Annotated in this window: 19 protein-coding genes; 7 read left to right on the forward strand and 12 right to left on the reverse strand. The window is 72.8% G+C overall.

Translation table 11 applies throughout. From position 1 onward, the window contains the following. Nucleotides 1-19: 19 nt before the first annotated feature. On the forward strand, nt 20-511 hold the full coding sequence (locus StrepF001_RS02670) for an Lrp/AsnC family transcriptional regulator (RefSeq protein WP_129796655.1): 492 nt from the start codon (nt 20-22) through the stop codon (nt 509-511). 33 nt (nt 512-544) lie between these two features. Next, nucleotides 545-2,236 (forward strand): DUF885 domain-containing protein, encoded by a 1,692-nt coding sequence (locus StrepF001_RS02675; RefSeq protein ID WP_129796656.1) that lies wholly within the window; start codon nt 545-547, stop codon nt 2,234-2,236. Here the strand turns inward: StrepF001_RS02675 and StrepF001_RS02680 are convergent, their stop codons facing one another. Together StrepF001_RS02680 and StrepF001_RS02685 are read right to left on the reverse strand one after the other, a co-directional pair. Continuing rightward, on the reverse strand, nt 2,237-3,082 hold the full coding sequence (locus StrepF001_RS02680) for an SDR family oxidoreductase (RefSeq protein ID WP_129796657.1): 846 nt from the start codon (nt 3,080-3,082) through the stop codon (nt 2,237-2,239). A gap of 98 nt (nt 3,083-3,180) precedes the next feature. Continuing rightward, on the reverse strand, nt 3,181-3,699 hold the full coding sequence (locus tag StrepF001_RS02685; protein WP_129796658.1) for a rhodanese-like domain-containing protein: 519 nt from the start codon (nt 3,697-3,699) through the stop codon (nt 3,181-3,183). Nucleotides 3,700-3,820: 121 nt separating this feature from the next. Here StrepF001_RS02685 and StrepF001_RS02690 point away from each other — a divergent pair, with 121 nt between their 5' ends. After that, the gene (locus tag StrepF001_RS02690; protein ID WP_129796659.1) at nt 3,821-4,267 is read left to right on the forward strand and encodes an Lrp/AsnC family transcriptional regulator; all 447 of its coding nucleotides are present in this window, start codon (nt 3,821-3,823) and stop codon (nt 4,265-4,267) included. Between the two features lie 2 nt (nt 4,268-4,269). On the opposite strand, the gene StrepF001_RS02695 is transcribed toward StrepF001_RS02690, so the two are convergent. The 5 genes from StrepF001_RS02695 to StrepF001_RS02715 form a co-directional block, all read right to left on the reverse strand. Then, complete coding sequence (locus StrepF001_RS02695; protein WP_129796660.1) at nt 4,270-7,263, reverse strand: SMC family ATPase; 2,994 nt, start codon at nt 7,261-7,263, stop codon at nt 4,270-4,272. Between the two features lie 28 nt (nt 7,264-7,291). Further along, nucleotides 7,292-8,455, reverse strand: a complete 1,164-nt coding sequence (locus StrepF001_RS02700; RefSeq protein WP_129796661.1) for an exonuclease SbcCD subunit D — start codon at nt 8,453-8,455, stop codon at nt 7,292-7,294. Between the two features lie 140 nt (nt 8,456-8,595). Continuing rightward, nucleotides 8,596-9,222 carry a YigZ family protein gene (locus tag StrepF001_RS02705; RefSeq protein WP_129796662.1) on the reverse strand — a complete coding sequence of 209 codons (627 nt, stop codon included), beginning with the start codon at nt 9,220-9,222 and terminating at the stop codon, nt 8,596-8,598. Between the two features lie 51 nt (nt 9,223-9,273). Beyond that, nucleotides 9,274-9,828: a histidine phosphatase family protein gene (locus tag StrepF001_RS02710; protein ID WP_129796663.1), complete on the reverse strand. Its 555-nt coding sequence runs from the start codon at nt 9,826-9,828 to the stop codon at nt 9,274-9,276. Continuing rightward, nucleotides 9,825-10,601, reverse strand: coding sequence for a hypothetical protein (locus StrepF001_RS02715; protein WP_129796664.1), 777 nt, complete (start codon nt 10,599-10,601; stop codon nt 9,825-9,827). The genes StrepF001_RS02710 and StrepF001_RS02715 overlap by 4 nt, the downstream gene beginning before the upstream one ends. A 144-nt stretch (nt 10,602-10,745) precedes the next feature. On the opposite strand from StrepF001_RS02715, the gene StrepF001_RS02720 reads away from it, so the two are divergent. Beyond that, a complete protein-coding gene (locus StrepF001_RS02720; RefSeq protein ID WP_129796665.1) occupies nt 10,746-11,153 on the forward strand; it encodes a CoA-binding protein in 408 nt (135 codons plus the stop codon). A 43-nt stretch (nt 11,154-11,196) separates the two neighbouring features. After that, nucleotides 11,197-12,420 (forward strand): 4-hydroxybenzoate 3-monooxygenase, encoded by a 1,224-nt coding sequence (locus tag StrepF001_RS02725; protein WP_129796666.1) that lies wholly within the window; start codon nt 11,197-11,199, stop codon nt 12,418-12,420. A 1-nt stretch (nt 12,421) separates the two neighbouring features. Here the strand turns inward: StrepF001_RS02725 and StrepF001_RS02730 are convergent, their stop codons facing one another. Continuing rightward, nucleotides 12,422-12,781 (reverse strand): metalloregulator ArsR/SmtB family transcription factor, encoded by a 360-nt coding sequence (locus StrepF001_RS02730; protein WP_165396147.1) that lies wholly within the window; start codon nt 12,779-12,781, stop codon nt 12,422-12,424. An 85-nt stretch (nt 12,782-12,866) separates the two neighbouring features. On the opposite strand from StrepF001_RS02730, the gene StrepF001_RS02735 reads away from it, so the two are divergent. Continuing rightward, nucleotides 12,867-13,946 (forward strand): cation diffusion facilitator family transporter, encoded by a 1,080-nt coding sequence (locus StrepF001_RS02735; protein WP_129796667.1) that lies wholly within the window; start codon nt 12,867-12,869, stop codon nt 13,944-13,946. 2 nt (nt 13,947-13,948) lie between these two features. Here StrepF001_RS02735 and StrepF001_RS02740 read toward each other — a convergent pair whose 3' ends face one another. The 3 genes from StrepF001_RS02740 to StrepF001_RS02750 all read right to left on the reverse strand — a co-directional run bounded on the left by StrepF001_RS02740 (nt 13,949) and on the right by StrepF001_RS02750 (nt 16,011). Then, the gene (locus StrepF001_RS02740) at nt 13,949-14,506 is read right to left on the reverse strand and encodes a YbaK/EbsC family protein (RefSeq protein ID WP_129796668.1); all 558 of its coding nucleotides are present in this window, start codon (nt 14,504-14,506) and stop codon (nt 13,949-13,951) included. Nucleotides 14,507-14,549: 43 nt separating this feature from the next. Then, a complete protein-coding gene (locus tag StrepF001_RS02745; RefSeq protein WP_129796669.1) occupies nt 14,550-15,122 on the reverse strand; it encodes an XRE family transcriptional regulator in 573 nt (190 codons plus the stop codon). 124 nt (nt 15,123-15,246) lie between these two features. Then, nucleotides 15,247-16,011: an acyltransferase gene (locus StrepF001_RS02750; protein ID WP_240797267.1), complete on the reverse strand. Its 765-nt coding sequence runs from the start codon at nt 16,009-16,011 to the stop codon at nt 15,247-15,249. 106 nt (nt 16,012-16,117) lie between these two features. Between StrepF001_RS02750 and StrepF001_RS02755 the strand changes: the two genes are divergently transcribed. Beyond that, nucleotides 16,118-16,645: a gamma carbonic anhydrase family protein gene (locus StrepF001_RS02755; protein ID WP_129797487.1), complete on the forward strand. Its 528-nt coding sequence runs from the start codon at nt 16,118-16,120 to the stop codon at nt 16,643-16,645. A 60-nt stretch (nt 16,646-16,705) separates the two neighbouring features. Here the strand turns inward: StrepF001_RS02755 and StrepF001_RS02760 are convergent, their stop codons facing one another. After that, the gene (locus StrepF001_RS02760) at nt 16,706-17,365 is read right to left on the reverse strand and encodes a DedA family protein (protein ID WP_129797488.1); all 660 of its coding nucleotides are present in this window, start codon (nt 17,363-17,365) and stop codon (nt 16,706-16,708) included. Between the last annotated feature and the right edge of the window lie 25 nt (nt 17,366-17,390).

The following is a 17,390-nucleotide window of genomic DNA, read 5'->3' on the forward strand; positions in this document are numbered from 1 at the left end:
GCCGTGATACGTTCGACAGATGTCCGAATCTGTCGAACTGGATCCGGTGGATCTCGATCTGCTGCGGCTGTTGCAGAACGACGCCCGGACGACCTACCGCGATCTCGCCGCCCAGGTCGGGGTCGCCCCGTCGACCTGCCTGGACCGGGTGACCAGGCTGCGCCGCGCGGGCGTGATCCTCGGCCATCAGCTGCGGCTGGATCCGGCCAAGCTGGGGCGTGGGCTGCAGGCACTGCTGTCGGTGCAGGTCAGGCCGCATCGGCGGGAGTTGGTGGGACCGTTCGTGGAGCGGATCCGGGCGCTGCCGGAGTCGCTGACCGTCTTCCACCTCACCGGTCCCGACGACTATCTCGTCCATGTCGCGGTCGCGGACATGGCGGATCTGCAGCGGCTGGTCCTGGACGAGTTCACGTCCCGGCGTGAAGTCGCCCGCGTGGAGACCCGGCTGATTTTCCAACAGTGGGACTGCGGCCCGCTGTTGCCGCCTTCGCCGTCGGCTCAATCCGGGTGACGCGCGGCGGCACCTCGTATGAGGATGGTCCGCATGTCACAGACCAACAGCCCGCTGCCCCGTGAGGTAGCCGACGCCTACGTCGACGAGCTCATCGCCCTCGATCCGATCACCGGTACCTATCTCGGCGTGCAGGAGAGTTCGAGCCGCCTGCCCGATACCTCGCCCGCGGGCCAGGAGGCGCTCGCGGAGCTGGCGCGCAGGACGCTCGCGCGGCTCGGCGAGGCCGAAGGCCGGCCCGGCGCGGACAGTGGCATCGAGCGCCGGTGCGCACGCCTGCTGCGCGAGCGGCTCACCGCCGAGCTCGCCGTGCACGAGGCCGACGAGGGGCTGCGCTGGGTCGGCAACCTGGGCACGCCTGTGCATTCGGTGCGCGAGGTGTTCACCGTGACACCGACGCAGACGGAGGAGGACTGGGCGGCCGTCGCCGAGCGGCTGCGGGCGGTGCCGGCCGCGCTGGCCGGCTACCGCGAGTCCCTCGCGCTCGGTCTGGAACGCAAGCTGTACGCGGGTCCGCGGCCGACGGCGACCCTGGTCGAGCAGCTCACCGAGTGGTCGGACACCGACGGCACCGGCCGCGGCTGGTTCGAGGACTTCGCCTCGGCCGGCCCCGAGTCGCTGCGCACGGAGCTGGACGACGCCGCCCGCGCCGCGACGGCGGCCGTCGTGGAACTGCGGGACTGGACGCGTGACGTGTACGCACCGACGGTCGAGGGCGCGCCGAACACCGTGGGCCGGGAGCGCTACGCCCGCTGGTCGCGCTACTTCAACGGCACCGACCTCGACCTGGACGAGGCGTACGCGTACGGCTGGGCCGAGTTCCACCGCATCCTCGCGGAGATGAAGCAGGAGGCCGAGAAGATCCTGCCCGGCGCGAAGACGCCGTGGGTGGCGCTCGCGCACCTCGACGAGCACGGCCGGCACATCGAGGGCGTCGACGAGGTCCGGCAGTGGCTGCAGGACCTGATGGACCAGGCGATCGAGGCGCTGGACGGCACACACTTCGAACTCGCCGAGCGGGTCCGGAAGGTGGAGTCGTGCATCGCCCCGCCCGGCAGCGCGGCGGCCCCCTACTACACGCCCCCGTCGGAGGACTTCTCCCGTCCGGGCCGCACCTGGCTGCCGACCATGGGCCAGACCCGGTTCCCGGTGTACGACCTGGTCTCGACCTGGTACCACGAGGGCGTCCCCGGCCATCACCTCCAGCTGGCCCAGTGGACGCATGTCGCCGGGAACCTGTCCCGCTACCAGGCCACAGTCGGCGGGGTCAGCGCCAACGCCGAGGGCTGGGCGCTGTACGCGGAGCGTCTGATGGACGAGCTGGGCTTCCTCACCGACGCGGAGCAGCGGCTCGGCTACCTCGACGCGCAGATGATGCGGGCCACGCGGGTCATCGTGGACATCGGTATGCACCTGGAGCTGGAGATTCCGGCGGACTCGCCCTTCCACCCCGGTGAGCGCTGGACCCCCGAGCTGGCCCAGGAGTTCTTCGGCGCGCACAGCAGCCGGCCTGCGGACTTCGTGGAGAGCGAGCTGACCCGCTATCTCACGATTCCGGGCCAGGCGATCGGCTACAAGCTCGGTGAACGCGCCTGGCTGCTGGGCCGCGAGAACGCCCGCAAGCGGCACGGTGACACCTTCGACCTCAAGGCCTGGCACATGGCGGCCCTCTCCCAGGGCTCCCTGGGCCTGGACGACCTGGTGGACGAGCTGTCCGCCCTCTGATCAGCGCCGGAATCCGCCCTCGGAGTCGATGACCTGACCGGTGATCCACGCCGCCTCGTCCGTCGCCAGCCAGGCGATGAGGCGGGCCGGGTCGTCGGGCATGCCCCACCGTCCGGCGGGGAACCGCTCGGCCACGGCCGCGTAGGCCTCGCCGGTCAGGTAGTCCGTGTCCACGGGGCCGGGGTTGACGGTGTTCACTGTGACCGCATGCTCGGCGAGCGTCGTCGACAGGGAGCGGGTGATCGAGGCGAGGGCACCCTTCTGGAGGGCGTAGGCGATCTCACCGGGCATCCCGCCCGCGATGTCCTGTCCCGAGGTCATCATCACCACGCGCCCGCCCGGCGTACGCGGCGGCAGCCCGGCCCGCAGCCGCGCATACTCCTGCACCAGCAGCAGGACCGAGCGGGTGTCGACCGCCCAGTGGGCGTCGAGCATCGTGGCGTCGATCGTGTCGAGTGTGCCGTCGGAGCCGCTGAGGGCGTGATTGGCGACGAGGATGTCGAGCCGTCCGCCGAGCGACGCGGCGGCGGTGGCGATCAGCTCGGCGGGTGCGTCCGGGTCGGAGAGGTCGCACGGCCCGGCGACGACCCGGGCGTCCGGGGCGCCGAGCGCCCCGCGCACGGAGGCGAGCACGTCCTCCGGCCGGTCGGCACCCCAGGGCATGGCGGCGTCGTGCGGCACATGGTGGTGCAGATAGACGCTCGCCCCGTACGCGGCCAGCCGCCGGGCCACGGCATGCCCGATGCCGCCTCGCCGGCTCGCCCCGGTGACAAGCGCGGTCCGGCCGCGCAGGGGCAGGGGGTCGCGGCGCAGCTCTTCGGGGGCGGGGTGCGGAAGTTTCGGCATGCCGAACATGTTCGGGAAGCTGCGGACGGGGCGCACATGAATTTCCGCACCGGGCGCGTGGCGTCAGCCGCCGCAGTCCTCCCCGCGCACAGGAACCGTCAGCACCCGCAGTCCTCCGCGTCGACCGGCGCCGATGGGGGTGCCCCCGCGCGAGCTTTGTTCGAGCGTGGGGGAGGGTCGGCGGGGCGCCGCTCGCGGCCCTGCCAGGTCTCGTACTCGAAGCCCTCGCGTACCCAGTACTCGAAGCCGCCGAGCATCTCCTTGACCTGGTAGCCGAGTTCGGCGAGGGCGAGGGCGGCACGGGTGGCGCCGTTGCAGCCAGGCCCCCAGCAGTACGTCACGACCGGAACCGACCGGTCGAGGAGCTGCTCGGCCTGCTCCGGGACGAGCGCGATCGGCAGGTGGATCGCGCCCGGGACATGGCCCTGGTCCCAGGACTCGGTGGAGCGGGAGTCGACGACGACGAAGCCCGCGTCGCCGCCGGCCGCGAGCGCGGCGGCCACATCGGAGACATCGGCGTGGAAGGTGAGGCTTGCGCGGAAGTAGGCGGCAGCCTCGGCCGGGGCGGCGGGGGCGACCCGCAGGACGGGGTTGACGGCGGTCGTGCTGCTGCTCATCTCTGGCCTTCCGTTGCGGGCTTCGTCGACCGGAAATCTACGCCTGGTGATCCCCTTCCTTAAGGAGCGATCCACGGCATTCCCCTTGATCAGCCGGGGTTTTCCCTGCTATCCATCGGGGATGACCGCGTTTTCCCCGGACGCCACCGACTGGCGCATCCTCGATGTCCTGCAGCGGGAGGGCCGGGCCAGTTTCGCCGAGCTGGCGCGTGCCGTCTCGATGTCCGCCAGCGCGGTCACGGAGCGGGTGCGGCGTCTGGAGGAGGCGGGGGTCATCCAGGGGTACGCGGCCGTCGTGGACCCCGAGCGGCTGGGGCTGCCGGTCCTGGCGTTCGTGCGACTGCGCTATCCGAACGGTAACTACAAGCCGTTCCACGATCTCGTCGCCGCGACCCCCGAGATCCTGGAGGCGCACCATGTGACGGGCGACGACTGCTTCGTCATCAAGGTCGCCGCGCGCTCGATGCGCCATCTGGAAGAGGTGTCCGGCAAGATCGGCGCACTGGGCTCGGTGACCACGAGCGTGGTCTACTCGTCCCCACTGCCGCGCCGCCCGTTGGGCCGGTGAGCTCAGCCGACGCCCCGCTGCCGCAGCACCGACCCCGACCGGCCCTTCACCACCTCCAGCTGCGCATGGATCCGCCGCCGCAGATCGGCGACGTGGCTGACGATGCCGACGCTGCGGTCCCGCTCGCGCAGGGAGTCGAGGACGTCCAGGACCTCGTCCAGCGTCTGGTCGTCGAGACTGCCGAAGCCCTCGTCGATGAACAGGGTGTCGAGCCGCACCCCGCCCGCCTCGTCGGTGACGACGTCCGCGAGACCGAGGGCGAGCGCGAGCGACGCGAAGAACGTCTCGCCGCCCGACAGGGTCGCCGTGTCCCGCTCCCGCCCGGTCCAGGCGTCGACGACGTGCAGCCCGAGGCCGCTACGGCCGCGGCCGGTGCGGTCGTCGGAGTGGACCAGGGTGTAGCGGCCGGAGGACATGCGGTGCAGTCGTACGGTCGCGGCGGCGGCCACCTGTTCCAGGCGGGCCGCGAGGACGTACGACTCCAGGCGCATCCTGCGCTCGTTCTCGGCGGAGGTGCCGGCCGCGAGCCCGGCCAGCCGGGCCACCCGCTCGTACTCCTCGCGCAGCGGCCCCAGCCCTCGTACCCCGGCGGCGGCCCGCGCGGAGAGCCGGTCGAGTTCGCTGCAGCGGCGGGCGGCGGCATCGCATGCGGAGGCCGCGTCACGCATCCGCTGGGCCGCCACCGCTGACGTGCGCTCGGCCGTGGCGAGGTCGGCGGGCGGCTGCCGGGCGGCGGCCGCGGTGTCGTCCTCGGCCAGGACCGCGCGTACGGCGGCCTCCTCGGACTGCCAGGCCTCCAGCCGTCGTTGCAGCTCACGGTGCGCGGTGTCGTCCAGCAGGGCGGCGGCCGCGGCCTGCGGGGTGTCGAAGCCGGCGCGGAAGGCGGCGTCGGCGAGCCGGGCGTCGGCGTCCTTGAGCCGCTGGTCCGTGGCCTCGGCGGCGCGGGCCGCGTCGGCCGCCTCGGTGAGCCGGGCGACCTGTAGCTCCAGTTGCGCGGCGCGCGCGGCCACACTGCCCGAGGAGCCCCGCGCCTGCGCCAACTCCCCTTCCAGGGAAGCCCTTTCGCGGTCCAGAGCCTCCCGGCGGGCCAGCCGGGAGGCAGCCCGCAGCTCGGCCTGTCGCCGGGCGGTGGTCCGCCGCTCGTGTTCGTGCTCGGCGTGGCGCAGTTCCTCGCGCGCGGCGTGCAGCCCGGACGCATCCCGGCGGGCCTGGGTAAGGAGCCGCTCCAATTCCTCGGCTTCGTCGGCGAGTTGGTCCGTCGGGGCGTCGCCCGCTTCGGCGGTCGCGGCGGCGAGGGCCTCTCGTACGAGGGCGAGGCGCCGCTCGTCCTCGGTGTGCGCTTCCTCCGCACGCTGGTAGGCGGTCAGCGCCCGTTCCTCCGCCTCGCGGTCCACATGCCCGGCGATCTTCCGGGCGGGGGCGGGGTGTTCGGTGGCGCCGCAGACGGCGCAGGGCTCGCCGTCCTCGAGGTTCGCGGCGAGTTCGGCGGCGATGCCGTTCAGACGCTGTTCCTTCAGGTCGAGCCAGTGCGCCCGGGCCCGCAGCGCACGCTCTCCCGAGGCAAGGGCCTGCTGCTGGGCCCGCTCCGTGTCCCCGGCCAGTTGGTCGCGCAGCCGCGCGGCGCCGAGCCGCTGCTGCACGGGCTCGCGCTGCACGGCGAGCTGCTCTGCCCTGGAGACGGCCTCCTGCGCGGAGTCGATGCGCGCCTGCAGCCCGGCCCGGGTCGTCTCCCACTCGGCCAGCCAGGCCTCCGCCTCCCGGAGGGCGTCCTCGTCGGCGCGCTCCTGGCGGTCCAGGTCGACGCGCTCCCCACCGAGTGCGGCCAGGCGCTGCTCGGCGCGGCGGGCGGATTCGAGGCCGCCCAGCTCCTCGGCGGTCCGGCGCGCGGCGGCCGCGAGCCCGGCCGCGGCCGCTTCGGCGAAGCCGTCCGGCAGCGCGGCACGCGCCTGTGCCTCGGCCGCGGCCGCCTGCCGGTGTTCGGCGCCGGCGGACTCCCGCAGCTCCAGGGCGGGCGCCACCGCCTCGGCCTTGCGGCCCCGCTCCATGCGCTGCCGGTCCGCCCGGTGGGCCTCGCTCCGCTCCTCCAGCAGCCGGGCCCGCTCCTGCGCCTGCGCGAACCGCTTCTGCAGCCGGTCCACTTCGCGTACGCCGTCGAGCGCGCGGTCGGCGGCGGCCTGGGCGGCCTCGGCGGCGGCCAGGCCGCACCGGGCGACGGTCAGCTGTTCGCGGGCGGTGCTGCGGGCGACGGCGGCGGCGGTCAGGACGGCCTCGGCCAGGCCGGGATCGCCGGGCGCCAGTTCGGGCAGTTCCATGGAGTCGGCCGCGGCCTGCTGCATGCGATGCGCCTCGGCCAGCAGCGCCGCGTCCCCGTCGCGCACCCCGGTCTCGGTGGCACGCCGGCGTTCGGCGAGCCGCTTCTCGACCTCCGCGAAACGGCGGGTGTCGAAGAGGCGGCCCAGCAGTCTCCCGCGGGCCTCGGCGTCGGCGCGCAGAAAGCGTGCGAAGTCGCCCTGGGGCAGCAGGACCACCTGGCAGAACTGCTCGCGGCTCATGCCGAGCAGTTGGGTGATCTCCTCGCCGATCTCCTGGTGGGAGCGGCTGAGGTCCTTCCAGCTGCCGGCCGTGGCGTCGTACTCGCGCAGCCAGGTCTGCGCCTTGTCCAGTGTGGTGCCCGTGCCGCGCTTCTTGGGGCGCTCCCACGGCGGCTGCCGGGTGATCTCCAACCGGCGCCCGGCGACGGTCAGTTCGAGGGTGACCGACGTGCGCGTGGCGGGGGCGGCGTGGTCGCTGCGCAGGGTCGTGCCCTGGCCGCTCTGCCGGGCGCCCGGTACGGAGCCGTAGAGCGCGTAGCACACGGCGTCCAGGACGGACGTCTTGCCGGCGCCGGTCGGTCCGTGCAGCAGGAAGAGTCCCGCGGCCGACAGTTCGCCGAAGTCGACGGTCTGGGTGCCGCCGAAGGGGCCGAAGGCGGTGATGTCCAGCCGGTGCAGCCTCATCGGGGCCCCTCCACCACGGTGTACGGCATCACCGCGTCACCTCCCGCACGGCCTGGTCCGCGCGCACCGCGTCGAACGCGTCGCGCAGAACGGCCTGTTCGTCCGCGTCGGGCCCCGCGCCGCGCACATGGGCCACGAAGTCCTCGGCGATCTGCTGGTCGCTGCGGTCCGCGAGGCGGCGGGCGTAGGACACCTCGGGTTCGTCGGCGGCCCGCTCGGGGTCGAAGACGAGGCTGAGGGCGTGTGGGAACCGCTCGGTGAGGCGGGCCATGGGGTCGGCCGGGCGGACCTGGTCGGTGAGCGTCGCCTCGACCCAGGCCTCCTGGTGCGGCGCGAGCGCCGGATCGGCGAGCAGCTCTTCCAGTCGGCCCCGGATCCGGGCCAGCGGGCGCGGCACCGGGCAGTCGATGCGCTCGGCGGCGACCGAGCCGTCGGCGTCGAGGTCGACGAGCCACATGCTCTTGCGGTGCGCGGTCTCCGAGAAGGAGTACGCCAGCGGAGAGCCGGAGTAGCGCACGCGCTCGGTGAGGGTCTGGCAGCCGTGCAGATGCCCGAGCGCCACGTAGTCCACGCCGTCGAAGACGGCCGCCGGCACCGACGCCACACCGCCGACGGTGATGTCCCGCTCGCTGTCGCTGGCCTCACCGCCGGTGACGAAGGCGTGCGCGAGGACGACGGACCGCGTGCCGGGTGCGCGCGTGGCGAGGTCGGCACGGACCCGGTCCATGGCAGCGGCGAGCACGGCCTCGTGTCCCGGCTTCTCCACCCCGAACTCGTCCTTCACCAAGGCGGGTTCGAGGTACGGCAGACCATAGAAGGCAACGTCGCCGAAGTCGTCCCGAAGCACCACCGGCGTGCCGCACGCCGACGGCTCGGTGCGCAGATGAATGCCCGCCCGGCCGATCAGCCCGGCACCGACCCCGAGGCGGCGGGCGGAGTCGTGGTTCCCGGAGATCATCACCGTCGGCACGCCGAGGTCGGCAAGCCGGTGCAGGGCGTCGTCGAACAGCTCCACCGCGGCCAGCGGCGGTACGGCCCGGTCGTACACGTCTCCCGACACGACGACCGCGTCCACGTCGTGCTCACGCACGGTCGTGACGAGGTGGCCGATGAACTCGGCCTGGGCGCCGAGCATGCTCACCCGGTGGAACGCCCGGCCGAGATGCCAGTCGGAAGTGTGCAGCAGTCTCATGATCCCCGAGACTAACGGCCGGGTCTGACACCCCGGGCGGTTACTCCTGTATCGCCCCGTCATGACCAGCCCGGCGCACATCCGTTGTGACCACTTGATACCGATTGCCCACCAATCCTTGTGGGGCACAGCACCCTTCGCTACGCGTCCCCGTACGCCTCCCCGCCCAGCTCGAACCCGGCCGTCCCGGCGGTGACATCCGCGAGCCAGGCCCGGAAGGCGTCCACGTCGGCGTCCGGGAGCCCGATCTCGATCGTGACCGCCTCCGCGTAGCGCACGTCCCGTACCTCTCGGCCGGTGGCGCGCAGGTCGTTCTGGACCTTGCCGGCCCGCTGGTAATCGACGGTCACCGTGGCCAGTCGGAAGCGGCGGCGGGTGATCGTGCCGAGGGCGTCCAGGGCCTCGCCGACCGCTGAGCCGTACGCCCTGATGAGGCCGCCCGCACCGAGCTTGACCCCGCCGTAGTAGCGGGTGACGACGGCGACGACGTACCGCATGTCGCGGCGCAGCAGCATCTGGAGCATCGGGACGCCGGCGGTGCCGCCCGGTTCGCCGTCGTCGCTCGCCTTCTGGACCGAGGCGTCGGCGCCGATGACGTACGCCCAGCAGTTGTGCGTGGCGTCGGCGTGCTCCTTGCGCACGGCGGCGATGAAGTCCTGGGCCTCCTGCTCGGTGGCGGCCGGGGCGAGGGTGCACAGGAAGCGCGAGCGGTTGACCTCGGTTTCGTGCACGCCCGCGCGGGCGACGGTGCGGTACTCGTCCTGCATCGGGCCAGCCTATGCGGTACGCGCGCGTGCGCCGGGCCCGGGAGAGGCGCCCTACTTCTTGCCCGGCTTCTTCTTGCCCCGCGGCACGATCATCGCCGTCAGCAGTGCCCTGCCCGGCGCGAGGGTGTGCCAGCCGCTGCCGTGCCAGGCCAGGACGGCGATCGCCGAGGTGGGGAACTTCACCCGGACCTGGTCCAGTGCGTCGTCGAGGCCGTCCCCGGCGAGCGCCAGGACCAGCTCCTCCAGACCGGGGTTGTGCCCGATCAGGAGCAGCGTCTCGACCTCCGGCGGCACCTCGTGCACGACGGCCAGCAGGTCGGGCACGTCGGCTCCGTACAGCCGCGCATCGTGCCGTACGGGCGGCGGGGTGCCCCACTGGGCGGAGGTGAGTTCCCAGGTCTGGCGGGCACGGGCGGCGGTGGAGCACAGGGCGAGGTCGGGCAGGCAGTCGGCCTCGGCGAGCGCGCGCCCCGCGGCCGGCGCGTCCCGTCGGCCGCGGGGTGCGAGCGGGCGCTCGTGATCGGCGACGTCGAGCGGCCAGGCGGACTTGGCATGCCGGAGCACGACCAGACGACGCAGCGGGCCGGATCCCGCCCGCGTGATCATGCCGGGGATCCCAGATCGCGGGCCAGGTCGAGTCCGAGCAGCCGGTCCGTGTAGGCGTACGTCTCGAACCGCGCGCCCTCCGGCAGGTCCGGGTCGGTCTCCACGCGGCGCAGGACGCGCAGGACCGACGGGACGTCCAGATCGTCTTCCCATGCGGTACGCAGCTGTTCGCGGACCTCTTCGGGAACGGGCCGCGAAGGGCGGCGCGCCCAGGTGGCGACGGCCCGGCGCCAGCGGGCGAGGGTGTCGCGGGCCTCGTCCAGGGCGGCGGCGTCGAGGCGCACCGGACGACTTCTGTGCGGGGCGAGCAGCGCCAGACGCAACACGGCGGGATCGGCGCCGCCCGCGAGGGCCTGTCCGAGGTCGACCGGCCCGCGGTCCACGGGCGCGACCGCGACGCGCACTCCGTCGGGTGCCGCCCCGCCCTCCCCCACCACATGGAGGACCTGCCGCTCGACCGGCCCGGCGCCGACGTCGCTGCGGTCCTCGAAGGGCCGGATGCCGAGGGCCGCCGCGGCCGTGCGCAGTTCCGCCCGCTCCCGCTCGCCGGACAGCAGACCCAGGACCGGCGTACCCCCGAGTTCCAGGGCGCGGACCAGGACGTCCGCGACCAGCAGCACACGCAGGGCCGTGGCGTCGAGTCCGGGCGCGTGGGCCTCAACGCGGGTCAGTCCCCGGCGGGTGGCGGACGCGTCGACGGTTTCGCCGGTTCGGGCGTCGATGATGCGCAGCACGGGGCGAGCGTAGGCGCGCGGGCGGTCGTACGCAGGCATCTGGTGTGGTTCCGGACAAGGTGGCGGGGTTCCAGCATGCACCCGGGGACCGATCGAGGGAATCCCCGCACGCGGCCGCCCGTTGCAGTACAGAGCGGTTGTACCGCGTGTCCAGCATGGCGACGAGGCCCAAGGAGGCCCACGGTGTACGGCGACGAAGCAACGGTCCGCAAGATCCTCACCGAGCTGGGAGACACCTGGGCGGTGGTGGGCCTGTCGTCGAACCAGGACCGCGCGGCGTACGGCGTCGCCCGGGTCCTCCAGCGCTTCGGCAAGCGGGTCGTGCCGGTCCACCCCAAGGCGGAGACGGTGCTCGGCGAGCAGGGCTACGCCTCCCTCGCCGAGATCCCCTTCGACGTGGACGTCGTCGACGTCTTCGTCAACAGCGGCCTCGCCGGCGCGGTCGCCGACGAGGCGGTCGCCAAGGGCGCCAAGGCGGTCTGGTTCCAGCTCGGCGTCATCGACGAGCCGGCCTACGACCGCACCCGCGCCGCGGGCCTGGACATGGTGATGAACCGCTGCCCGGCCATCGAGATACCGCTTCTCGGCTAGAACCGACCCGGCGGGCCGGGCCGGCCGTGGCCATAATGCTCGGGTGACCAACCCCTCCCCCCGCATCAACTCCCTTGCCCCGCAACGGTTTCCGGTCGTCATCGTCGGCGCCGGGCCGGCCGGGCTGACGCTCGGCAGCATTCTGCGGGCCGCGTCCGTCGACTGTGTGGTGCTGGAGGTGGAGAGCAGGGAGTTCATCGAGCAACGGCCGCGGGCCGGGGTCCTCGAGGAGTGGGCCGTGCGCGGGCTCGAGCGGCGGGGCCTGGCCGGGAACCTGCTGGAACGCGCCCAGGTGCACACCCAGTGCGAGTTCCGCTTCGGCGGGCAGCGTCACCGGTTGTCGTACGCCGAACTGACGGGGCAACACCACTTCGTCTACCCGCAGCCGCTGCTGGTGACGGACCTGGTGCGCGAGTACGCCGACATACGCGCCGGGGACATCCGGTTCGGAGTGCGGGACGTCCAACTGCACGACCTTGACACCGACCGGCCCTCGGTGTCGTACACCTGCCCCGAGACCGGTCGACGTCAGGTGCTCCACTGCGACGTCGTGGCCGGCTGCGACGGGGCGCGCGGCGTGGCGCGGACGGCGCTGCCACCGGAGCGGGTCCGCGTTGCGCGGCACGACTACGGCATCGGCTGGCTGGCACTGCTCGCCGAGGCGCCGCCGTCGTCCGACTGTGTCGTGTTCGGCATCCACCCGCGCGGGTTCGCCGGACACATGGCCCGCAGCCCTCAGGTGACCCGCTACTACCTGCAGTGCCCGCCGGGCGACGACCCGGAGAACTGGCCGGAGGACCGCGTCTGGGCCGAACTCCAGGAGCGGCTCGGCGCGACGGACACACCACCGCTCGCCGAAGGCCGGCTGCTCGAGAAGCGCGTGCTCGACATGCACAACTACGTCGTCGAGCCGATGGCGTACGGCCGGCTGTTCCTGGCCGGAGACGCGGCCCACCTCACCGCGCCCATCGCCGCCAAGGGCATGAATCTCGCCCTCCACGACGCCTTCCTGCTCGGCGACGCGCTCGTCGCGTACCTCACCGAGGGCGACGCGAGCGGACTGCACGGCTACTCGGCGGACAGCCTGGGCCGGGTGTGGGACTACCAGGAGTTCTCGCAGTGGCTGTCCGAGGTGTACCACGGGACCGCTTCGGGCGACCCGTACCGCGCAGGCACCACCCTGGCCCGGCTGCGCCGCCTGTTCACCTCTCCCTCCGCCGCGACCGCCTTCGCGGAGCAGTACCTCGGCATGGACGCGACGACCTGACTCAGTCGTGCTCCGGCCGCCCGGTGAGCCGGTGGTCGGCGAGGCTCAGCGCCTCGTCCAGGACCCTGCGCAGATGGCCGTCGCGCAGGGCGTAGATCACCCGGCGGCCCTCCTTGCGCGTGGTCACCAGTCCCGCGAGCCTCAGCCGTGCCAGGTGCTGGCTGACCGCGGGCCGCGCCGCACCGCACGCCTCGGTGAGCGTGGTGACGTCGGCCTCACCACCGCTCAGGGCGTGCAGCAGGGTCAGGCGGGTGCGGTCACCCAGCAGCGCGAGGAGTTCGGCGGCGAGCGCGAACTGCTCCTCGCCCGGGGTGCGCGGATGCGCATCGTGCGCAGATGACAGGTGCATGCGTGCGCTCATACGCACATAATGCCCCCGGGGAGCGGGTACGTCCACCAACGCACCGAACCCGTTCGTCCACCCCGCGCACCGGGAGGGGATCCACGTGAGCGACCGGCACGACCACCTGCACGATCACGGACATCCGCACCGTCACGGGCACGGCGAGCACAGCCACAGGCGTGAGGACCGCCCTGAGAACGGCCTCCGCCGTCTCACCCATGCCCTCACCCCGCACTCCCACGACACCGCCGACAAGGTCGACACCGCCCTGGAGTCATCGGCCCGCGGGATGCGTGCGCTCTGGGTCTCACTGGCGGTACTCGGCGCGACCGCGCTGGCGCAGGCGGTCGTGGTGGCGGCGTCCGGGTCGGTGGCGCTGCTCGGCGACACGGTGCACAACACCGCGGACGCGCTGACCGCCGTACCGCTCGGCATCGCCTTCGTGCTGGGCCGCCGCGCGGCGACCCGCCGCTTCACATACGGCTACGGCCGCGCCGAGGACCTGGCGGGCATCGTGATCGTGCTGACGATCGCCGCGTCCGCCGCCTTCGCCGGGTGGACGGCGATCGGGCGGCTGCTCGACCCACGCCCGGTGGAGCACATCCCGGCGGTCGCGGTGGCCGCCCTGGTCGGTTTCGCGGGCAATGAATGGGTGGCGCGCTACCGGATCCGTGTCGGCCGTTCGATCGGCTCGGCCGCACTGGTCGCGGACGGACTGCACGCGCGTACAGACGGATTCACGTCACTGGCGGTGCTGATCGGCGCCGGCGGCGCGGCGCTGGGCCTGCAACTCGCCGACCCGGTCGTGGGGTTGGCGATCACCGCGGCGATCGCCCTGGTGCTGCGGGACGCGGCGCGCGAGGTGTTCCGGCGCGTGCTGGACGCCGTCGACCCGGCCCTGGTGGACCGGGCGGAGCGGGCGTTGCGTGAGGTGCCGGGCGTGTACGAGGTGGGCGAGCTGCGGCTGCGCTGGATCGGTCACCGGCTGCGGGCCGAGGTCGCCGTCGTGGTGGACGGAGACGTGACCGTACGCCAGGCCCACGCGATCGCCGTCGAGGCCGAACACGCCCTGCTGCACGCCGTACCGCGCCTCACCGCCGCCCTGGTGCATGCCGACCCGGCCCACGCGCCGGGCGAGGCCGACCCGCATCTGGCGCTGGCCCACCACGCGACGGCCGCCTGAACTCAGGCGATTCCCAGCCCCTCCAGCACCACCGCTCCCGGCAGCTGTGCGAACGCCTTCCCGGGGACCAGCAGTTTGCCGCGCCGTCGGCCGCTGCCGACCAGGACGTACGGCAGGTCGACCACGGCCGAGTCCACCAGCAGGGGCCAGCCGTCCGGCAGTCCGATCGGGGTGATGCCGCCGTACTCCATGCCGGTCTCGCCCGTGGCCATGTTCATCGTGGCGAACGAGGCCTTGCGGGCGCCGAGTTGACGGCGCACAACGCCGTTCACGTCGACCCGGGTGGTGGAGAGCACGACGCATGCGGCCAGCGTCGTCTCGCCGCCGCGCTTGCCTGCAACCACCACGCAGTTCGCCGACCGCTCCAGCAGCTCCTGGCCGTAGTGCTCCACGAAGACGGCGGTGTCGGCCCACTGCGGGTCGGTGTCGACGTAGACGATCTGGTCGGCGGGGACGCTGCCGCGCCAGTTCCGTACGGCGTCGGCGACCGGGCGGGTGAGTTCGTCGAGGCAGTCGGGGGCGGGGGTGGCATTGTCGAAGTGTCCGATGGGCGCGTCCATGGCCGCACGGTAACAGGAGCGAGCGGATGGCCGACGGGGTGTTTCAGTGCACAGGCGGGACCGAGACCGCCATGACCATTTCCATCGGGACGTCGCCCTCATTGCCGTACGCGTGCGGGGCGTTGGCCTCGAAGGAGGCGGTCGCGCCTGCCGGGACGCGGTAGTCCACGCCGTCCACGGTGAGTGTCAGCTCGCCCGCGGTGACGTGGAGCAGCTCGGCCGTGCCGGTGGGGTGCGGGTCGGAGGCGCTGTTCTCGCCCGGCATCAGCCGCCACTGCCACATCTCCAGCGGGCCGGGCGCCTCGGTGCCGGCGAGGAGGAGGTTGTAGCTGCCGGTGTCGGTGTGCCACAGCCGTACGGCCTGGTCGGCGGGGACGATACGGACCTTCGGGCCCTGCTCGTAGTCGAGGAGGGTGGTGATGCTGATGCCGAGCGCGTCGCCGATCTTGACGACGGTGCCGAGGCTGGGATTGGTGCGCGCCTGCTCGATCTGGATGAGCATGCCGCGGCTGACGCCGGCCCGGGCGGCGAGCACGTCCAGCGTGAAGCCGCGCACCGCGCGCCAATGCTTGACGCTGCGCGCCAGGGACTGGGTCAGCAGATCGAGGTCCGACACATTCCGTCCAATAGCCTGGATGATTGGGTTCATTCTACTGAACTACGAGTCAGTGCACCCCAGGCACCTCGTTCCTGCGCCGCACTGCACTGCGCCGTCAGCGGCAGAGATGTGGCCGGCCCCCTCAGGACTCGAGGTCCAGCTCGGCGAGTTTCGCCGCCGTCTCCTCGTCGAGGCCCGCGAGCGCCAGCAGCTGATCGGAGGTGACCCCGTCGGGTATCGGCACCGGCGCCGGGGTCCTGAGCGGCGGCTGCCAGCCGTCCGAGGGTGTCCAGCGCCGTACGACACGGGCAGGCGCCCCCGCCACCACCGCATGGTCGGGCACCACACCGCGTACCACCGCCCCCGCGGCCACCACCACGTTCCGCCCGATCCGCGCGCCCGGCAGGATCACGGCGCCGGTGCCGATCCAGCAGCCCGGCCCGATCTCCACCGGCTCCATCCGCGGCCACTGCTTGCCGATGGGCTGGTGCGGATCGTCGTACGAGTGGTTGGTGGACGTGACGTAGACGTACGGCCCGAAGTAGCAGTCGCTGCCGATGGTGACCGTCGTGTCGGCGATGACGTGGCTGCCCCGGCCGAGGACGACACCGTCGCCTATGCGCAGGATCGGCTCGGGGCCGAGGTCCAGGTCGGGCATCAGACCGGCGGTCAGGGTGACCTGTTCGCCGACGATGCAGTGGGCGCCGAGGTGGATCCAGGGTTCACCGAAGACCGTACCCAGGGGGAAGGCGAGCCTGGTACCGGTTCCCATCGCGCCGAAGCGGAACCGTCCCGGGCACTCGGCGGTGACCGAGGCCGTGCGCTGCAACCAGGCCCAGCCCGCGTGGACGGCCCGCTGCGCCAGGCGGCGCCGCCAGGATGAGAACGTGTTCTTGCTCTTCGGCACCCGCTCACGGTACTCAGCGTCGGCTGCCCCCAAGGGGCGGTGGGGCTGTGATCTTCGCCCCACCGGGTGGCGTACCGTGCGTGTTGTTCACGACGAGGAGGCGGAGATGGCACAGCGGGCGTTGATCACGGGCATCGGCGGCAAGGAGCCGAAGGTCGATCCGGAGGCGTTCCTGGCGCCCACGGCTTCGGTGATCGGGGACGTGACGCTGGGGGCGGGGGCGAGTGTCTGGTACGGGGCCGTACTGCGCGGCGACGTCGAGCGGATCTCCGTCGGCGCGAGCAGCAACGTCCAGGACAACTGCACCCTCCATGCGGATCCGGGGTTCCCGGTCAGTGTCGGGGAACGGGTGTCGATCGGGCACAACGCCGTGGTGCACGGTGCGACGGTCGAGGACGACTGTCTGATCGGGATGGGGGCGACCGTGCTCAACGGGGCGGTGATCGGTGCCGGTTCGCTGGTCGCCGCGCAGGCGCTGGTGCCGCAGGGGATGCGGGTGCCGCCGGGGTCGCTCGTCGCCGGGGTACCTGCGAAGGTTCGGCGGGAACTCAGTGCCGAGGAGCGGGAGGGGGTCACGCTCAACGGGACGATGTACGCGGAGTTGGCCAAGGCCCACCGCGAGGTGCACGAGTGAGGCAGGGCGCGGGCCGTGGCCGGCCGGTCGCGCCCGCGCGGCGAAGCCGCATGGCGCCCCTCAGGGGGCGCTGTCGCCGACCGGAACCGGCTCCGCACCCGACTCCGGCCGCGAGACCTGCACCTTCTTCGCCTTGCGCTTGAGCACCAGCATCGACGTGAGGCCGATCAGCACCGCCAGCACCAGCCCCACCCACGAGAACCGCTTCAGCCATGCTTCGGCGACGACGCCGACGTAGTAGATGACCGCGGTGGTGCCGCCGGCCCAGAGGATGCCGCCGAAGACGTTGGCGATCAGGAACTTCCAGTACGGCATCCGCAGCACGCCCGCGAGCGGCCCGGCGAAGATCCGCAGCAGGGCGACGAAGCGGCCGAAGAAGACGGCCCACATGCCCCACTTCTCGAAGGACCGCTCGGCGGTCGCGATGTGCGCCTCGCTGAAGTGCCTCGGGAACTTCCCGCCGAGCCAGGCGAGCAGCGGCCGTCCGCCCTTGCGGCCGATGGCGTAGCCGATGGAGTCGCCGATGATCGCGCCGGCGCTGGCGCACGCGCCGAGGATGACGGGATCGATGTCGCCGTGCTGGGAGGCGAGCAGCGCGGAGGAGACCAGGATGATCTCGCCCGGCAGCGGGATGCCCAGGCTCTCCAGGCCGATGACCAGCCCCACCAGCGCGTAGATGCTGACCGCGGGTACGGTCTCGAGCCACTCCTGGACGTGCACCGCCGGTTCCTCCGAATTGCGTGCC

It is taken from the genome of Streptomyces sp. F001, from assembly GCF_004187715.1.
GTDB lineage: Bacteria > Actinomycetota > Actinomycetes > Streptomycetales > Streptomycetaceae > Streptomyces > Streptomyces flavusporus.

Coding starts and splice junctions, on each gene's coding strand:
- StrepF001_RS02670 (WP_129796655.1), top strand. CDS start 20: ATGTCCGAATCTGTCGAACTGGATCCGGTGGATCTCGATCTGCTGCGG.
- StrepF001_RS02675 (WP_129796656.1), top strand. CDS start 545: ATGTCACAGACCAACAGCCCGCTGCCCCGTGAGGTAGCCGACGCCTAC.
- StrepF001_RS02680 (WP_129796657.1), bottom strand. CDS start 3,082: ATGCCGAAACTTCCGCACCCCGCCCCCGAAGAGCTGCGCCGCGACCCC.
- StrepF001_RS02685 (WP_129796658.1), bottom strand. CDS start 3,699: ATGAGCAGCAGCACGACCGCCGTCAACCCCGTCCTGCGGGTCGCCCCC.
- StrepF001_RS02690 (WP_129796659.1), top strand. CDS start 3,821: ATGACCGCGTTTTCCCCGGACGCCACCGACTGGCGCATCCTCGATGTC.
- StrepF001_RS02695 (WP_129796660.1), bottom strand. CDS start 7,263: ATGAGGCTGCACCGGCTGGACATCACCGCCTTCGGCCCCTTCGGCGGC.
- StrepF001_RS02700 (WP_129796661.1), bottom strand. CDS start 8,455: ATGAGACTGCTGCACACTTCCGACTGGCATCTCGGCCGGGCGTTCCAC.
- StrepF001_RS02705 (WP_129796662.1), bottom strand. CDS start 9,222: ATGCAGGACGAGTACCGCACCGTCGCCCGCGCGGGCGTGCACGAAACC.
- StrepF001_RS02710 (WP_129796663.1), bottom strand. CDS start 9,828: ATGATCACGCGGGCGGGATCCGGCCCGCTGCGTCGTCTGGTCGTGCTC.
- StrepF001_RS02715 (WP_129796664.1), bottom strand. CDS start 10,601: ATGCCTGCGTACGACCGCCCGCGCGCCTACGCTCGCCCCGTGCTGCGC.
- StrepF001_RS02730 (WP_165396147.1), bottom strand. CDS start 12,781: ATGAGCGCACGCATGCACCTGTCATCTGCGCACGATGCGCATCCGCGC.
- StrepF001_RS02740 (WP_129796668.1), bottom strand. CDS start 14,506: ATGGACGCGCCCATCGGACACTTCGACAATGCCACCCCCGCCCCCGAC.
- StrepF001_RS02755 (WP_129797487.1), top strand. CDS start 16,118: ATGGCACAGCGGGCGTTGATCACGGGCATCGGCGGCAAGGAGCCGAAG.